Annotated in this window: 19 protein-coding genes; 17 read left to right on the top strand and 2 right to left on the bottom strand. The window is 60.0% G+C overall.

Going from position 1 to position 16320, the window contains the following annotated elements; translation table 11 throughout:
* From WA411_RS08710 to WA411_RS08670, 9 genes are all read left to right on the top strand, one after another.
* The coding region (locus WA411_RS08710) for a chemotaxis protein CheB (RefSeq protein ID WP_336119308.1) at nucleotides 1-725 on the top strand (725 nt) is incomplete at its 5' end.
* Nucleotides 725-1465: a flagellar motor protein gene (locus tag WA411_RS08705; protein WP_069183205.1), complete on the top strand. Its 741-nt coding sequence runs from the start codon at nucleotides 725-727 to the stop codon at nucleotides 1463-1465. The genes WA411_RS08710 and WA411_RS08705, both read left to right, overlap by 1 nt.
* Nucleotides 1466-1483: 18 nt before the next feature.
* Nucleotides 1484-2266, top strand: coding sequence for a flagellar motor protein MotD (gene motD / locus WA411_RS08700; RefSeq protein ID WP_064228817.1), 783 nt, complete (start codon nucleotides 1484-1486; stop codon nucleotides 2264-2266).
* A 197-nt stretch (nucleotides 2267-2463) separates the two neighbouring features.
* A complete protein-coding gene (locus WA411_RS08695) occupies nucleotides 2464-3261 on the top strand; it encodes a ParA family protein (RefSeq protein WP_069183207.1) in 798 nt (265 codons plus the stop codon).
* Complete coding sequence (locus tag WA411_RS08690) at nucleotides 3254-4063, top strand: chemotaxis protein CheW (RefSeq protein ID WP_153633603.1); 810 nt, start codon at nucleotides 3254-3256, stop codon at nucleotides 4061-4063. Before WA411_RS08695 ends, WA411_RS08690 begins: the two co-directional genes overlap by 8 nt.
* Before the next feature lie 134 nt (nucleotides 4064-4197).
* Nucleotides 4198-4686: a chemotaxis protein CheW gene (locus WA411_RS08685; RefSeq protein ID WP_008173094.1), complete on the top strand. Its 489-nt coding sequence runs from the start codon at nucleotides 4198-4200 to the stop codon at nucleotides 4684-4686.
* A 67-nt stretch (nucleotides 4687-4753) separates the two neighbouring features.
* Nucleotides 4754-5146 (top strand): DUF2802 domain-containing protein, encoded by a 393-nt coding sequence (locus WA411_RS08680; protein WP_291906789.1) that lies wholly within the window; start codon nucleotides 4754-4756, stop codon nucleotides 5144-5146.
* A 26-nt stretch (nucleotides 5147-5172) separates the two neighbouring features.
* Nucleotides 5173-7455, top strand: coding sequence for an ATPase, T2SS/T4P/T4SS family (locus WA411_RS08675; protein ID WP_291906792.1), 2283 nt, complete (start codon nucleotides 5173-5175; stop codon nucleotides 7453-7455).
* Nucleotides 7452-8555, top strand: a complete 1104-nt coding sequence (locus WA411_RS08670) for an ATP-binding protein (protein ID WP_291906794.1) — start codon at nucleotides 7452-7454, stop codon at nucleotides 8553-8555. The genes WA411_RS08675 and WA411_RS08670 overlap by 4 nt, the downstream gene beginning before the upstream one ends.
* Here WA411_RS08670 and WA411_RS08665 read toward each other — a convergent pair.
* Together WA411_RS08665 and fliK are read right to left on the bottom strand one after the other, a co-directional pair.
* Nucleotides 8541-8858 carry an EscU/YscU/HrcU family type III secretion system export apparatus switch protein gene (locus WA411_RS08665; protein ID WP_291906797.1) on the bottom strand — a complete coding sequence of 106 codons (318 nt, stop codon included), beginning with the start codon at nucleotides 8856-8858 and terminating at the stop codon, nucleotides 8541-8543. The genes WA411_RS08670 and WA411_RS08665 overlap by 15 nt on opposite strands.
* On the bottom strand, nucleotides 8855-10237 hold the full coding sequence (gene fliK / locus WA411_RS08660) for a flagellar hook-length control protein FliK (RefSeq protein ID WP_291906800.1): 1383 nt from the start codon (nucleotides 10235-10237) through the stop codon (nucleotides 8855-8857). The genes WA411_RS08665 and fliK overlap by 4 nt, the downstream gene beginning before the upstream one ends.
* Before the next feature lie 132 nt (nucleotides 10238-10369).
* Between fliK and ccmA the strand changes: the two genes are divergently transcribed.
* The 8 genes from ccmA to WA411_RS08620 are packed head-to-tail and all read left to right on the top strand — an operon-like array spanning nucleotide 10370 to nucleotide 16267.
* Entirely contained in the window at nucleotides 10370-11008 is a 639-nt protein-coding gene (gene ccmA, locus WA411_RS08655; protein WP_136629812.1) for a cytochrome c biogenesis heme-transporting ATPase CcmA, read from the top strand.
* Complete coding sequence (gene ccmB, locus WA411_RS08650; RefSeq protein WP_209396886.1) at nucleotides 10998-11723, top strand: heme exporter protein CcmB; 726 nt, start codon at nucleotides 10998-11000, stop codon at nucleotides 11721-11723. The genes ccmA and ccmB overlap by 11 nt, the downstream gene beginning before the upstream one ends.
* Before the next feature lie 31 nt (nucleotides 11724-11754).
* Nucleotides 11755-12498: a heme ABC transporter permease CcmC gene (gene ccmC / locus WA411_RS08645; RefSeq protein WP_069183215.1), complete on the top strand. Its 744-nt coding sequence runs from the start codon at nucleotides 11755-11757 to the stop codon at nucleotides 12496-12498.
* Nucleotides 12499-12501: 3 nt separating this feature from the next.
* Nucleotides 12502-12732: a heme exporter protein CcmD gene (gene ccmD, locus WA411_RS08640; RefSeq protein ID WP_069183216.1), complete on the top strand. Its 231-nt coding sequence runs from the start codon at nucleotides 12502-12504 to the stop codon at nucleotides 12730-12732.
* Between the two features lie 14 nt (nucleotides 12733-12746).
* Nucleotides 12747-13217, top strand: a complete 471-nt coding sequence (gene ccmE / locus WA411_RS08635; RefSeq protein WP_136629808.1) for a cytochrome c maturation protein CcmE — start codon at nucleotides 12747-12749, stop codon at nucleotides 13215-13217.
* A gap of 37 nt (nucleotides 13218-13254) precedes the next feature.
* Nucleotides 13255-15261, top strand: a complete 2007-nt coding sequence (locus tag WA411_RS08630) for a heme lyase CcmF/NrfE family subunit (RefSeq protein ID WP_291906807.1) — start codon at nucleotides 13255-13257, stop codon at nucleotides 15259-15261.
* A complete protein-coding gene (locus WA411_RS08625; RefSeq protein WP_291906810.1) occupies nucleotides 15258-15794 on the top strand; it encodes a DsbE family thiol:disulfide interchange protein in 537 nt (178 codons plus the stop codon). Before WA411_RS08630 ends, WA411_RS08625 begins: the two co-directional genes overlap by 4 nt.
* The gene (locus WA411_RS08620; RefSeq protein ID WP_209396889.1) at nucleotides 15794-16267 is read left to right on the top strand and encodes a cytochrome c-type biogenesis protein; all 474 of its coding nucleotides are present in this window, start codon (nucleotides 15794-15796) and stop codon (nucleotides 16265-16267) included. The genes WA411_RS08625 and WA411_RS08620 overlap by 1 nt, the downstream gene beginning before the upstream one ends.
* Nucleotides 16268-16320: the final 53 nt, after the last annotated feature.

Genomic DNA, 16320 nt, shown 5'->3' with positions numbered 1-16320 from the left:
GCCCCGAACCGTCGGCGCCCACGTCCCGCGCTCCCGCCACGCCGGCCCGTCCTCGTGCGGAAGTCACGCCGCGCCAGCGGCCAGGCGCCCACATCCCTGCGGCTGCTCCTGAACCCGAGGCGCCGAGGCGTCCTACCCGTCGAGGCCCGGCAAAGCATTACGCTGTGGTTGGCATCGGAACCTCCACCGGTGGACCTGTTGCCCTGCAACGGGTACTGACGGCGTTGCCCGCAACCTTTCCGGCTCCCATCGTGTTGGTACAGCACATGCCTGCCAGCTTCACGCCGGCTTTCGCTGAACGCCTGAACAAGCTCTGTCGGATTGAAGTCCGGCAGGCCGCGGATGGCGATGTGTTGCGGCCGGGACTTGCTCTTCTGGCACCGGGTGGCAAGCAGATGATGGTTGAGAACCGGGGTGGGCAGGCCAGGATCCGCATCCTCCCCGGCGACGAGCGGCTCAACTACAAGCCCTGTGTCGACGTAACCTTCGGTTCCCTGGCCCGGAGTTTCCCGGGCAAGACGCTCGGCGTCATTCTCACCGGCATGGGCTCGGACGGCAAGGAAGGGTGCCGGATGATGAAGCAGAGCGGGTCGGACATCTGGTCCCAGGATGAAAAGTCATCGGTTATCTATGGCATGCCCATGGCCGTTGCCAAGGCAGGACTGACTGACGATGTCCTGTCCCTGGACGAAATCGGTCCGCGTCTGGTCGAAGGTGTCTGCTGATGGATATCCTGAGTTTGCTGGGGGTCATACTGGCCTTTGCCGCGATACTTGGCGGCAATCTGCTTGAAGGCGGTGCAGTAAGCTCCCTGTTTAATGGGCCGGCAGCCATCATCGTCATTGGGGGTACCCTGGCGGCCACTATCCTGCAGACCTCCTGGCCCATGCTGAAACGGGCCTTTGTACAGGTGCGTTGGGTGTTCGTCCCGCCGTTTATCAATCTCGAAGATGGCATTGGCAAGGTCATCGACTGGAGTGTCAAAGCGCGAAAGCAGGGATTGCTGGGTCTTGAAGGGCTTGCTGAGCGGGAACCTGAACCCTTCGCCCGCAAGGGGTTGCAACTGCTGGTGGACGGAGCAGAAACGGAAACCATCAGGGGCATCATGGAGGTGGATCTCGAGTCCCGGGAGCAGCGTGATCTGGAATCCGCCAAAGTGTTCGAGGCCATGGGCGGTTACTCGCCGACCATCGGCATCATCGGCGCGGTGATGGGGCTGATCCAGGTAATGACCAACCTCGAGGATCCACAGTCTCTGGGCAGCGGGATCGCGACCGCCTTTGTCGCCACTATTTACGGTGTGGCCCTGGCCAACCTGCTGTTTTTTCCAGTTGCCAACAAGATGCGTGGCATCGTGCGGGAACGGACCCGATATGAGGACATGATGATCGACGGTCTTATTGCCATCGCCGAAGGCGAAAACCCGAAATCCATCGAATTGCGGCTGCGGGGCTTCCTGCAGTAAGCATGCGCAGGCCAACTTATGCGGCGCCGTAGGCAACCCCAGGATGATCTGCACAATAAGGAGCGGTGGCTGATTTCCTATGCGGATTTCATCACGCTGCTGTTTGCCTTTTTCGTGGTGATGTACTCGGTATCATCTGTTAACGAAGGCAAGTACAAAGTCCTGTCGGAAACCCTGACCGGTGTGTTTAACGCGCCCCAGAGGTCCTTTCAGCCCATCGAGATTGGCGATCAGCCCCAACGATCATTGAACGCCCCTGCGGAAAACGTCATTCCGCCAGCAGTGACCGAAGCCCCCCGTAATCCGGAAATGGACGCCCAGGCCCGAACGGAAGCGCTCCGGGCCATGGCCGACCAGCTGTCCATGGAATTCGATGAACTGATCAACCAGGGGGTCGTGTCACTCGAGACCAGTGACGAGTGGCTGGAGTTGAATCTGCCCAACAGTTTGTTGTTTGGCAGCGGTGACGCCGAGCCCCATTACGACGCGTTCGATGTTGTCGAGAAGATTGCCACCGTCCTGAATAACCGGGACAACGCGGTTAAAGTGGAAGGCTTCACTGATAACCAGCCGATCAGTACCTCGCGCTACCCCTCCAACTGGGAATTGTCTGCCGCCCGGGCCGCCTCGATGGTAAGGATGTTGGTGATGGAGGGCATCGAGCCGGAGCGTCTGGCGGCTGTGGGCTATGGCCAGTATCAGCCGGTTGCCCGGAATGACACGGAAGAGGGACGGCGCAGAAATCGGCGGGTGGTATTGCTGATTTCCCGTGACGCCAGTATCCGCGGCGCTATGCGCTGAATGGCATCGTCGGCAGATGCGTATAGAGCCATTGGCACGGTTCCTGTATTAATCCCCGTTAACAAAAAGGCGCCGGCAAGAGCTTGCCGGCACTCCCCAATGCAATTCGTTCAAGTTGCCCGGGGAGTGGCCGATAACCGGTCTGTGGCTATTGCTAAAGTTCGGCCACACCGACGTGTTCTCTGGAGAATCGAAGCGTGCGAATCTGGGCAGTAGCCAATCAAAAAGGTGGTGTCGGTAAAACCACGAGTGTTGTCGCGCTGGGCGGCTTGCTTGCCGAGCGAGGCAAGCGTGTTCTCGTTGTAGACCTGGACCCACACGGCTCGCTCACCAGCTGGTTCGGGTATGACCCGGATACCATCGCCCACAGCGTTTTCGATCTGTTCCAGCATCAGGGTAAGGTGCCCGAGGGTCTTCCGGCCCAGCTGATTACCGAAACCAGCTGCAAGGGGCTGTCCCTGCTACCGGCAAGTGCGGCTCTGGCTACCCTTGAGCGCAGGATGATCGGGGTTGAGGGCATGGGGCTGATTATCTCCAGGGCCCTGGCCCAGCTCTGGGACGATTTCGACTATGTCTTGCTGGACAATACCCCCTCGCTCGGGGTTCTGATGGTCAACGCCCTTGCGGCGGCGCAGCATCTGATTATTCCCGTGCAAACCGAGTTTCTGGCCATCAAGGGCCTGGAGCGCATGCTGCATACCCTGAAGATGATCATGCGTTCCCAGAAAAACGAGCTGCCCTACACCATTGTGCCAACCCTGTTTGACCGCCGTACCCAGGCGTCGGTGAAGAGCCTTAATCTGCTCCGAAAAACCTACCGTGACTCCCTGTGGCAATTTGCCATTCCAGTGGACACCAAGTTCCGGGATGCCAGCCAGGGCGGTATCACGCCCTCTGCACTGGATGCGGAAACCCACGGTGTCCGGGCGTACAGTCACCTGCTGGACGACCTCATGAGTCGGGTGGGCACGGTCAAGGAGCGTCAGCATGGCTGACGATAAATTGACAAGGCTGGCGGATCCGGAAACCGCCATTGCCAGTTACCTTGACGAACTGCTGCATACGGCCACTGACACCGCACTTCGGGAGGAAACCGAGACGCCGGCGCCCGTGAAACCGGTGCGTGAAGAGCCCCGGGTAGCAACCCGACCGAGTCCAGCTCCGGCACCAACCGTCGAAAAACCGGCGGCGAGACCCGAGCCGCGGCGCCCGGCGCCCGAAAAGCCGGCAGAGCCAGCGAGGCCAGTGGTACGCCAGGCTCCGGAAGTGCCTGTGCCAAAGCAGAGAGAGGAGGTTCGGCCCGAGCCGGAGCCGGCTGCGCCACCATCGCGCCCCGAGTGGTCGGAGCAGCCCTTCGAGTGCCTGATATTCACGGTTGCCGGGCTGCAACTGGCGGTGCCTTTGATTCTTCTGGGCGCCATCCATCGTATTGAGGAAGAGATCCGGCCGATCCCGGGCAGTCCACGCTGGTACATGGGTATTCGCCCGGATCGGGACCAGAACCTGCGGGTTGTGGATTCCGCTGAATGGATCATGGCGGGGCGGGTACCCCCTGGCGCCCGTGATAACTATCGCTTCGTGATCCGGCTTGATAACAGTGAGTGGGGGCTGGCCTGTGACGATGTGGCCCAGTCTTTCACCCTCCGGCCCGACGAAGTGCGCTGGCGCAGCGCCCGCAGCAAACGGCCCTGGCTAGCCGGCACGGTGATTGACCATATGTGCGCACTGATTGATGTGCGCACCATGGCAGACTTGCTGGAGCGGGCGGAAAGAGAGCACCATCTGGATCTTAGTTGACGCAAACAACGGTTACTGAATGAAACCGAGCCGTGCTGGCACGGTTTGTGCCCTTAACTATAGTATTGGGCACTGATGATATTTTTTTGACGATCAGGTTGCCCGCCGGGCAGCCCAAGAGGAGAAACATCGCAATGGCATCCCCGAGCGGACAAACCAATCAGGCCCAGGACGATCAGGTACTGCAGTACGTTACCTTCCGGCTGGATGATGAGACCTACGGTCTGAATGTCATGCAGATCCAGGAAGTGCTGAGATACACGGAGATTGCTCCGGTTCCGGGAGCTCCGGATTACGTGCTCGGCATCATCAACCTCCGGGGTAACGTGGTTACGGTCATCGACACCCGCCGGCGTTTTGGCCTGGCGGATGCTGAAGTCACCGATGCCACCCGGATTGTGGTGATGGAATCGGCCAACCAGGTCATGGGCATTCTGGTGGATTCCGTGGCTGAGGTGGTGTACCTGAAAGCCAGCGAAATTGAGACCGCACCGAACGTGGGTAACGAGGAAAGTGCCAAGTTTATCCAGGGCGTGTGCAACAAGGATGGCGAACTGATCATTCTGGTCGAGTTCGACAAGATGCTGTCAGACCACGAGTGGGCTGAAATCGCGGCACTGTAATCCGGGGCAACCCGTTGCGGGCCTGAAGATGGATGCCTTCCGTGGCAATTAACGGGAGACATCCGTCATGTTTGCAGAAATTCCTTCGTATCTTCCCTGGGCGTTGACTGTTGCCGCCTTGTCGCTGGTATTCGTGCAGGGCCTCGTGCTTCGGCGCCAGGTACGTAGCCTCAGAGCGAACCTGAAAGAACGGTGCGATACCCTTGGCCGGGAGCTGCATGCCACCACCAGCGGAAGCATGGGTGTAGGGCAGCGGCTCGTCACTTGTGAACGCCAGTTGCACGAGCTGCGAACCACACTCGATGAAATGCGCCAGAACGATCCGCTGCGAATCTCCTATGATGAGGCCTCTCGACTGGTTGATCTCGGCGCCGATATCGACGATCTTATGAACACGTGCGGAATTTCCCGTCCCGAGGCCGAGCTGGTGTCAGCACTCAGAAAACGTCAGGCGGCCTGATACCATGCCGTTACGGACGCTGTTGAATGAAGAGAGTTTATCCGAGGGCCCTTGAGGCCCTCCGATCTGTATCCCGCCATGATTTTGTTTCCGGTTCTGATCTGGTTCCATCGATAACCGGCCATTCCATCCCCCGCGAAGAAACCGTCAGCCACATTCTCTCCCTGTTGCCAGAGATCGAACCGGATCAGGTGGTGATGCACGTGGGTGGTGGCTCCGGATATCTCGCCGCTGTGCTATCAGGCCTGGCCCATCGGGTAATCTATCTGGAAAAAAACGCCGTTGTCGCCGAGGCCGCCAGGGAGCGATTCTTCCGGCTTGGTATGCATAATGTGGATGTTCTGGTGGCCAGTGCGGAAGACGCACCGGAACCGGATCCCCTTTGTGATCTCGTTTTGTGCACAACGTTTATCACCGAGCGCCACGTTCTGGCCCGGTTGGTGCGGCAAGGAGGGCACCTGGTTTGCCTGGAGGGGCGCGCCGGACCTGTTCCGAGCCTCGCCATGTTTGTGCGCCGTGACGCGGGACTGGAGCGGGTGAGGACACTGGGGTGGGTCGATTTCAATCGCAATGTTGAGCAGATCCTCATCGATCAGGGCCTTGTGGATGACAAGATCCTGGCCGAAGCGAAGGCGGAGGCGGCCAAGCAGAATTGCCGCCTGCTTGAAGTTCTCCGGCGCAAACTGAATCTTGAAGAGATGGATCTCTATCGATCTCTTGCCAGCCAGCGTGGCATGACGTTCACCGATGCCGACGAGATTCTGCCTGAGCTCCACCCGGCGCTGTTCCGCAGGTTTTCCCGGACGTTTCTGGACCTGTCGCGACTGATCCCCATCGCCGAGGAAGATGGCCGGATCACAGTTGTGACCGATGATCCGGATGCCCGCACCGATCAGCTTGAGCGCCTGAGCCCCAACCAGGTGGTTGATTGCCTGCTGGTGACTCCTACAGACTTCCGCCGTCTCTGGTCAGCACTTGATCTGACCGCGAAGGGTCGCAGTTTCGTGGCGGATCATGGACCTGGCCCGGAACAGTCAGACCATCCAAACGGCAGCGCTGATCAGTTGTTGGGCAACGATCCGAAAAACAAGCATGTCAGCCCCTATCTGGTGTCTGTCTACGAGGCCATCCTTTTGGATGCCGTGAGCGAAAAAGCCAGCGATATTCACATCGAACAGTACGGTGACCGGATTCGCATCCGCCTGCGGGTGGATGGTGATCTCCATGATCTGCCCCAGTACCAGTTATCGCCCCGGGAGATAAAAGGGGTGATCAACGTGATCAAGCTGCGGGCGGAACTGAACATCGCCGAGCACCGGCTGCCTCAGGGCGGGCGATCCCGACTTCAGCTTGGCGATATGGCCTACGACCTGCGAATCCAGACCCAACCCTCGCTGCATGGCGAGCACGCGATTATCCGGCTGTTGCCGCAGACAGGCCGGGCCATGACCATCGCCGAGCTCGGCATGTCACCGATGATCGGTGCCCGCTACCAGCGATTGCTCGACAACCCGGCGGGGCTGGTGCTGGTGGTGGGGCCGACCGGCTCCGGCAAGTCCACCACCCTGTATGCCGGGCTGCAGACTCTTGCCGATGATGGGCGGCGGAAAGTGATTACGGTGGAGGACCCCATCGAGTATTCCATCGATAACATCCAGCAGACCCGGGTTCGCTCGGAAATCGGCTTTGGTTTCGCCGACGCCATGAGAGCGTTTGTCCGGGAAGATCCGGATGTCATTCTGGTGGGCGAGATCCGCGATCAGGAAACGGCATTGGAGGCGATCAGGGCTTCCCAGACCGGGCACGTGGTTCTGTCGACGCTGCACTGCAACGACGCGGTGGATTCACTGCAACGCCTCTACGATCTTGGGATCCATCCCAACTCCATCGCCGGTGAGCTGCTGGCCGTTATTGCCCAGCGCCTGGCGAAGCGTATCTGCAAGCATTGCAGCCAGCCTGCCGAGCCAGATCCGGTGATTCTGTCCGAGGTGTTTCCCGATGGCCCGCCGGCGGATTTCCGCTGTTTTGAAGGCGCCGGCTGCGATAAATGCAACGGGCGTGGCACCCAGGGCCGGGTGGCGATTGTTGAGTATATGGAAGTCGATTCGGACATCCGCAACGCCATTTCGAGCCAACCGCCCATCGGGGAACTGCGGTGGCGCGCCCTTGATGCCGGCCTGGTGACCATGCGCGACAGCGCCCTGGATCATGTGATTGAAGGCATTATCCCGCTTTCCGAACTGCCGCGGATTCTCCCCAGGGAGCGCATGGCACCGGAAGTCCGTGGCGGCCGCAGGAGTCAGCAATGAGCAACAAGCAATCGGTTAACAAGGCGGCCCAGCGGGAACCCGTGGAAGTGGTCTATGGCGCTGAGCTGGACAAGCTCAGAGGCCTTGATCATGGTCCGGTGCCACCCGGCTGGTTAATGTCTCCGCGGGCGGTGGAAAAGTTCGTGATGGGGGATGAGAAACTCGGCATTGAGCGGAAATTCGTTGCCGAACGGGCCATGGTGGTCCGGATCATCATTTCCCTGTGTACCAGCCGCGGCTGCCTTCTGGTGGGCGAGCCTGGCACGGCCAAATCCTGGTTGTCGGAATTACTGGCCGCCGCCATTTCGGGGAACTCTACACTGACCCTGCAGGGTGGGGCGGTGAACAGTGTGGGCCAACTGCTGTACAGCTGGAACGAGGCGGTGCTGCGTACCGATGGTCCCTGTCTGAAAGCATTGGTGCCCAGCCCCTTGCTGCGGGGCATGATAGAGGGGCGAATGGTCCGGTTTGAAGAGATTGCCCGCTGTCCCCAGGCGCTTCAGGACGCGCTGTTGTCGGTTCTTTCCGACAGGGTGGTGGTGATTCCCGAGCTGGCAGGTGATGACGGCGTGGTACTCGCGCGGGAAGGTTTCAACGTGATCGCCACGTCCAACAGCATCGATGAGGGTGTTCACCGCATGAGTGCCGCGCTTAAACGGCGGATGGATTTTGAGGAAATCCGGCCGATCCGAAACCTGTCCGACGAAATGGATGTCGTTCTGCGGGAGGTTCGCAGGGCCAATGGTCGGGCCGGAATTGAGGTGGCGCTGGAGGAGTCGGTCATCGAGATCCTCGTGACCATGTTCCACGAGTTACGCAACGGCCAGACCCTGGACGGACGCAGTACCGATCGCCTCGCCGGCTCGGCGCTGTCTACGGCAGAAGCCGTATCGGTCGCCCACGCGGCCAGTCTCAATGCCTGGTATTACGGTGGGGGCAGCATCACGGTGGAGCAGTTGATGCATCACATCGTAGGCTCCGCACTCAAGGACCAGCCTGAAGACCGGCGCAGGCTGCGCCATTACTTTGAAACAACAGTGGCGCCCAGACGGGGTGACAACTGGCAGCAGGCCTGGGCGCTGCGCTCACTCATTCACTGAGTCGTCCGTTGGCGTACCGGGTTTGCGGTCCTCGGGAGTCAGGCCCCGAATGTGAAAGGCAAACGCCAGGATTTCCGCAATCACCCGGTACAGCGACTCGGGGATTTCTTCATTTAGCGACAGGCGCGCCAGAATGCTGGCCAGCTCCGGGTTTTCGTAAAGAGGCACATTGTGCTCCCGGGCAATGCGGATGATTTCCTCGGCCAGTTCGTGAGTGCCGGTGGCGCTGATGGTGGGCGCTTTTTCGCCATCGTATTTAAGCGCAACCGCCGCTCTGCCCGGGTGTTCTGTCTCTGTTGTCATGCTCGGGTATCCACCAGTCTGTGTTCGAGTCGGGTGGCGCTGCTCTGGGGCGTCCCGCGGCGGCAGTCCAGGTCGGTCACTTCCAGGCCGAGGTCGGTCAGGCTCTGGCGCAATGCGGGCAGTTCCTGGTTCACCTGGCGCAGGGTTGCCTGTTTCTCTGCCCACACCCGGGCGCTCACTGCCTGCTGGCGGAGGGCGACATCGAAGTGCAGGGGGCCGGCCTCATCCAGATCCATGGTCAGCGACAGACGCCACTCGGCCGTGGTGGTTTTCCCGGATCTGCCCTCTGATTCCCTGTCTTCAGGGTACTGTTCGATCCGAACCTGAGCGAGTCTTGGCTCGTTCTGGGGTGTCAGCCAGGGCAGATCGAGTACCAGGGTGGAAGCAGGTGCCGGCCCCGGCGCCTCGCCGCCACCACGGGCCGTGAGTACCTGGCTGTGCAATTGGTTGACGGTGATCCGGTTAAGCATCCCGGCCAGCAGGCGGAGCATCTGGCCCACGGTCGGCGCATCACCACTACCGGGGGGCTGGGGTGTGGCGAGGGGTTGGGGAAACTGCAAGGGTGCCTGCATGAGTTCCGGCGTTGAGATAGGGGTCAGCCGGTTGAAGTGTTCCGGTGTGCTGCCCTGGTGGGCAAGCAAGGCGGAAATCACCCTGCCAAGTGCCAGCTTGAGATCGGGTAACTGGGCAGAGGGTGTCTGGGACAGGCGTGACTCGGCGAACAGGCCGCTTTCCGACAGCCATTGGCGGACCTGCTGCGGTGTCGTTTCCTGGTTGCCGGCACCGGGGGTCAAGCTGTTCCCCGATGGCAGCCTTGCCACTATTTGTTCAATAGCCTGCCGGGCGGCCGACGGAAGAGGTTGGGGACTTAGGGATGACGGCAGTTGGCCTGGTAGTGGTTCCTGACGGACTCCCTGTGTCAGTGTGCCCAACAGCCTTGCCAGGCCTGCGTCCAGGGTTTGTTGCCAGGGCAGCCGCTGGGCCAGGGCCCGGGCGATCCCGGCCTCCGGCGCGGGCGCCAGTTTGCCCATCAGCTGCAGCTCATTGCCCGCCCGCATTACCTTTACCCAGTCACCGGTCGCCAGCTCGGTCTTGCCAACGGCGGCCTGGACAAGAAGTGACTTGCCGCGAATGTCCAGCAAAAGGTCTGCGCTGTTGCCGCCCTGACGGTTGATGATCTCTGCGACCCGGGCCAGGGTTGTTTCCCGGTTTTTCAACTGTAGTTGGTCGAGCAGCTGCCTGGCAGAGGCCGGCAGGGGCTCCCGGGCCGATTCGGTTGTGACCGAGGGCCGGGAAGTCTGCGTTGCTGGCTGGGCCGGGGGTGTCGGGGGCTGTTGTCCGCTGGGTAGTTTCATGGTCACTGATTTGATGTTGAGCAAGAGTAATCCGCCGGCGCTTTCGTTATAATACGCCGCGCCGGCAGGTCACGCGCGAACAATGCTCTTGGCCGTCGATGTCACGAATGCACCCGATGCCGTCTTCACGTGCATCGTCCTGGTTACGGGGACCTGATGTCTGAGCCGTTATTACAGGCTGTCGAACTGCAGTGCGAACGGGATGAACGGATCCTGTTCCGTGACCTGTCGTTCTCCATACTGCCCGGTACGGTCACCCGTGTCGAGGGGCCGAACGGCTCTGGAAAGACCACGTTGCTGCGGATGCTGGCCGGTCTGAACGATGCCTGGTCGGGCAATCTCTTCTGGTGCGGCCAACCCAGGTCAGCTCAGCGGGAGGAGTTTCTCCGGAATACCCTGTACCTTGGCCATCGTCCGGGCATCAAGCCATTGCTGACACCCCTGGAAAATCTTCGGGCACTGACGGCGGGGCGGCGTCCGCTGCCGGACCCCGTTTTGCGTCAGGCGCTTGAAGGTACCGGTCTGGCGGGGTTTCAGGATGTGCCCTGCCGGAATCTCTCTGCCGGTCAGCAACGGCGGGTGGCCCTGGCGCGCCTGTTGATTGCCGATGAGCCTCTCTGGTTGCTCGATGAGGTCTTTACCGCCATTGATTCGGCCGGTGTCAGCGCCATTGAGAACCTGCTTCAACAGCGCGCCTCCGAGGGAGGTGCAGTGGTTGTGACGACGCACCACGATCTGAATTTGCCCGGTATGCAGCGCATTGTTCTGGGTGGAGGTGCGGCCAATGAATGCTGATTGTCGGCCGGTACTGAGTTTGCAACAGGACAGCGTCGGTGCACTGGCAGCGATGAAGGCTGTGTTTGCCCGGGATATGAAGGTGGCCTTCCGGCAGCGCCAGGATCTGCTCAATCCGCTCCTGTTTTTCGTGATGGTTGTAAGTCTTTTTCCCCTCGGGGTCAGTCCGGAAGTGGCATTTTTGCGCGAGTCCGGAGCCGGTATCCTGTGGGTGGCGGCATTGCTATCGGTGCTGTTGTCGCTGGACCATTTGTTTCGCCATGATTTCGATGATGGCACGCTTGAGCAGCTCGTGCTTCAGCCCCAGCCCCTGTTTCTGCTGGTATTGGCCAAAACGGCGGCGCACTGGGTGCTAACAGGCTTGCCACTGGTGGTGCTCACGCCGGTTTTGGGCGTAATGGTTCATCTCGACGGGAACTCCATCGGAGTTTTGTGTCTAACGCTGCTGATCGGTACACCGGTGTTGAGCCTGATAGGGGCAATCGGCGCGGCACTGACACTTGGATTACGGTCGGCAGGGGTACTCTTGTCCCTGCTGATCATTCCGCTGTACATTCCCGTCCTGATCTTTGGCACGGGAACAGTGGCTTCGGCCGCGGAGGGCGCTCCCGTGGGCGCCTATCTCGCTTTGATGGGCGCATTTCTGGTGCTCGCGCTGACTCTGGCGCCCTTCGCATCGGCAGCGGCGCTGCGTATCAGCCTGTCTAACGGGTAAAACAAGGTAACGGTAGGACGGTGACCATCTGATGTGGCAATTTTTTCACAAGCTGGGTTCTCCCAAATGGTTCTTCGGGATTGCAACCCGGCTGATGCCCTGGCTGCTGGCGGGTGGGATCCTGCTGTTGATGGCGGGCATTGTCTGGGGGCTGGCCTTTGCGCCCAAGGATTACCTGCAGGGCAACAGCTACCGGATTATTTTCATTCACGTGCCGACGGCCTTTCTCGCCCAATCTGTCTACGTAATGATGGCAGTGGCAGCCGTTGTCACTCTGGTCTGGCGTATGAAACTGGCCGATGTGTTCGTGAAGTCGGTCGCTCCGGTGGGCCTGGTGCTGACTTTTCTTTCCCTGTTCACCGGTGCTGTCTGGGGCAAGCCCACCTGGGGCACCTGGTGGGTTTGGGACGCCCGACTGACCTCGATGCTGATCCTGCTGTTCCTGTACGGGGGCGTGATTGCGCTGGACAGGGCGATTAACGACGAAAAATCTGCTGCTCGGGCGGTAGCGGTGCTGGTGCTGGTCGGGGTGGTGAATATACCGATTATCCAGTACTCCGTTGAGTGGTGGAATACGTTACACCAGCCGTCGACGTTCAAGCTGACGGAAAAGCCGTCCATGCCGGCAGAGATGTGGGTCCCGTTGCTGTTGTCTGTCCTCGGGTTGTACCTGCTCTTCGGCTGGCTGGCGTGTTTGCGCATGCAGACCGAGATTCTCTTACGCGAACAGAGAACGCGCTGGGTTAAAGATTACGTGTTGGCCGGGAGGGGCTGAAGTATGGCATTTGATTCCTTTTCGGCATTTATGGTGATGGAAGGTCATGGGCCCTACGTCTGGTCCTGTTACGCTGCCTTCTTCCTGCTGATGATTGGCCTCATGGTGTGGTCCCTGCGCCGCCGCAAAGCTGCCATTGAGGCCTGCCGTCGGGGTTATGAGTTTCAGGCAGGCCGGCAGGATGCATCGGCTTCGGCAGCGTCCTTCACCCGCGTCAAGGTTTCCCAAGACTGAAAGGCAGATGACTGATGCATCCAATCCGAAAAAAGCGGCTGACCATTGTCCTGTTCCTGTTGGTGGGACTGGGCATTGCCGTGGGTTTGACCACCTACGCGCTGCGACAGAATATCAACCTGTTTTACGACCCCACTCAGATTTCTGCCGGTGAAGCTCCGGTCGATGTCAGAATCCGGGCCGGTGGCATGGTCGAGGAGGGTTCGGTTCGGCGTGATCCGGACAGCCTGAAGGTTGAGTTCAAGGTGACCGACTTCAACGCATCTGTGCCGGTCCAGTACACCGGTATCCTTCCGGATCTGTTTGCCGAGGGTCAGGGCGTGGTTGCCATGGGCCGGCTGGATGAAAACGGTCGCTTTGTGGCCGATCAGGTGCTTGCCAAGCACGATGAAAACTATATGCCGCCGGAAGTCGCCGACGCACTGGAGAAGGCCTCCAAGGGCCAGCACAAAGCCAGTGGTAGTGCGGAAACCGTGTCCTACTAATCAATTTATCTGACAGCCTGGTTTCTGGAGGCCTTTGATGTATCCCGAACTCGGACAGCTTGCACTGATTCTCGCGCTGTTGTTGGCAGTGCTCCTTTCCTTAGTCCCCCTGGCCGGTTCCCTGACCGGCAGGGACAATCTTCAGGCCTTTGCCAGGCCCCTGGCATCCGGCATGTTTGTGTTTGTGGGGCTTGCCTTTGCCGTCCTGACCCATGCGTTTGTGACTGATGACTTTTCAGTGGCCTATGTGGCCAATAACAGCAACAGTCTGTTGCCCTGGTATTACAAGTTCAGCGCTGTATGGGGCGGGCACGAGGGCTCACTGCTGCTCTGGATTTTGATGCTGGCGGGCTGGACTCTGGCGGTGGCTATCTTCAGCCGTCGCCTGCCGGCGGTGATGATTTCCCAGGTGCTCTCGGTGCTGGGCATGGTCTGTGTCGGCTTCCTGCTGTTTATCGTTATCACCTCCAATCCCTTTGACCGTCTGCTGCCCAATGTGCCTGCCGATGGCACGGATCTGAACCCCTTGCTCCAGGATTTCGGACTGATCGTCCATCCGCCCATGCTTTACATGGGCTACGTCGGGTTTGCGGTGGCCTTTGCCTTTGCCATTGCCGCTCTCATTAACGGCCGTCTCGATGCCGCCTGGGCACGTTGGTCGCGGCCCTGGACCACAGTTGCCTGGGCGTTTCTCTCCCTTGGTATCGCCCTGGGAAGCTGGTGGGCCTACTACGAACTTGGCTGGGGTGGCTGGTGGTTCTGGGACCCGGTTGAGAATGCCTCATTGTTACCCTGGCTTTCCGGGACGGCCCTGATGCATTCGCTGGCTGTCACCGAAAAGCGCGGTGTGTTCAAGAGCTGGACCGTGCTGCTGGCCATTGTCACCTTCGCACTCAGCCTGCTGGGTACCTTCCTGGTCCGTTCTGGCGTACTGACTTCGGTTCACGCCTTCGCATCTGATCCGGAGCGGGGCACTTTCCTGTTGGGCCTGTTGGCGGTCACAGTGATCGCCAGTCTGGCACTGTATGCGTTCAGGGCGCCGGTGGTGCATGTCCGCTCCCGGTATGGCTCTTTGTCTCGGGAAGTGTTCCTGCTGCTCAACAACGTGTTGCTGGTGTCCGCCACGCTTCTTGTGGCAGTCGGCACGCTGTATCCGTTGGTGCTTGATTACCTGGAACTCGGCAAACTGTCGATTGGCGAGCCCTTCTTCAACCTGACGTTCAGCCCCCTGGCGGTGGCAACAGGCCTGTTATTGGGCGCCGGTATCTTCTCCCGCTGGAAGAAAACCGATGGCGGCTGGCTGGCGCGAAAGCTTCTGTGGCCCCTGGCAATCAGCATTGTGGGTACCACGGCGGTTCTGATTGGCTACGGGGGCTTCAAGCCCTGGGCGTTCCTGGGCATTTTCTCCGCCCTGTGGGTAACCGTTGCCACGTTCTGGGATCTGTGGGACAAGTCTTCTTCCCGGAAAGGTCGCCTTCACGGCCTCAAGCGGCAGTCCCGCAGCTATTATGGCATGGTGCTCGGGCATCTGGGGCTGGCAATTACCATGGCTGGGGCTACGGTGGTTTCCAACTACGGCATCGAGCGTGACGTACGTATGGTACCCGGCGATGTCGCGACCGTCGGCGATTATCAATTTGTGTTCAGGGATATCGGTGCCCGCCAGGGTCCCAATTTTACGGCTCAATATGGCACTTTCGATGTCATGTTGGATGGTGAGCGTGTATCCGTGCTTCATCCCGAGAAACGCCAGTACTCCGTTGGTATGAGCGTCATGACCGAGGCGGACATCGACGCCGGTTTGTTCCGGGATATCTTCGTGGCCATTGGTGAACGCATCACCGACGAGGCCTGGGCCATCCGGCTGCAGTACAAACCACTGGTTCGCTGGCTCTGGCTGGGCTCGCTCTTTATGGCGGCTGGCGGCTTCCTGGCGATTGCCGATCGCCGCTATCGAATCCGGGAGGGAGCTGACAAAAAGGCGCAGGCCGGTACAGCCTCTCCTGAGCCCGGCCCTGCGACGTCCGCCGGAGCGACCTCATGAAGCGGTTCCTGCTTTTTCTGCCGTTACTGGTCGCCCTTGTTGTCGGCGTAGTGTTGTTCGCGGGCATCGGCAAGGATCCAACCAAGCTTGAATCGGTCCTGGTCGGCAAACCGGTTCCTGAGTTCAGCCTGCGGGATCTGCATAACCCGGATGCCATGCTGGACCAGAGCCTGTTCCGGGGCCAGGTTTCGCTGTTGAATGTCTGGGGTACCTGGTGCCCAGCCTGCAAGGATGAGCACGACGACCTGATGTGGCTGGCCGAGGAGAAAGGCGTCAACATCATCGGCCTGAACTACAAGGACAACCGCGACGATGCCCTGGTCTGGCTCGACCGTCTGGGCGACCCGTACCGGAAAATCATCTATGACCCCCGCGGCACCCTCGGATTTGATCTGGGTGTGTACGGTGCGCCGGAAACCTTCGTAATTGATGCCGGTGGCGTGGTTCGCTATCGCCACGTGGGTGTGGTCAATGAGACGGTCTGGGAACAGACGTTGCTGCCCGTGATCAACGATGTTCAGGGGAACGGCTGATGCTACGGATCGTTAATTTCCTGTTGGTGCTCTTGCTTTCCGGAGGCGCTGCGGCCGAGGTAGCCGATGTTTACGATTTTTCGGATCGGGCCCAGGAGCAACGCTACCAGAACCTGATCGAAGAACTGCGCTGCCCGAAATGCCAGAACCAGAACATCGCCGATTCCAACGCGCCGATCTCCAAGGATATGCGGGATGCGGTCTACCGGATGATGAAAGACGGTGCCAGTAACGAGGAGATTGTTGAATCCCTGGTTGGCAGGTTTGGTGAGTTCGTTCGCTACAAACCCGAGCTGGACAGCCGGACCTTTCTGCTATGGGCGACACCAGCCATTGCGGTCTTGGGTGGGCTTCTGGTGGTGGCCGGTGTGGTCATCCGCTCCCGGCGGGCAGGGCCGGAAAGCCCGGCGTTGAGTGCCGAAGAGCAGGCCCGGGTCAACAAAATGCTGGCAGACCAGGACAAACCGTCCTGAAGCTGGCCCTGCCCGGGATGCCTTGGTTGCTACCTCATTCTAAATTCTGAACC

This window comes from Marinobacter sp. CH_CUG1437-1 (assembly GCF_037029655.1).
GTDB classification, from domain to species: Bacteria; Pseudomonadota; Gammaproteobacteria; order Pseudomonadales; family Oleiphilaceae; genus Marinobacter; species Marinobacter salsuginis.
Note: the sequence above shows the minus strand (reverse complement) of the source record. Positions and strands in the feature narration are given on the sequence as shown.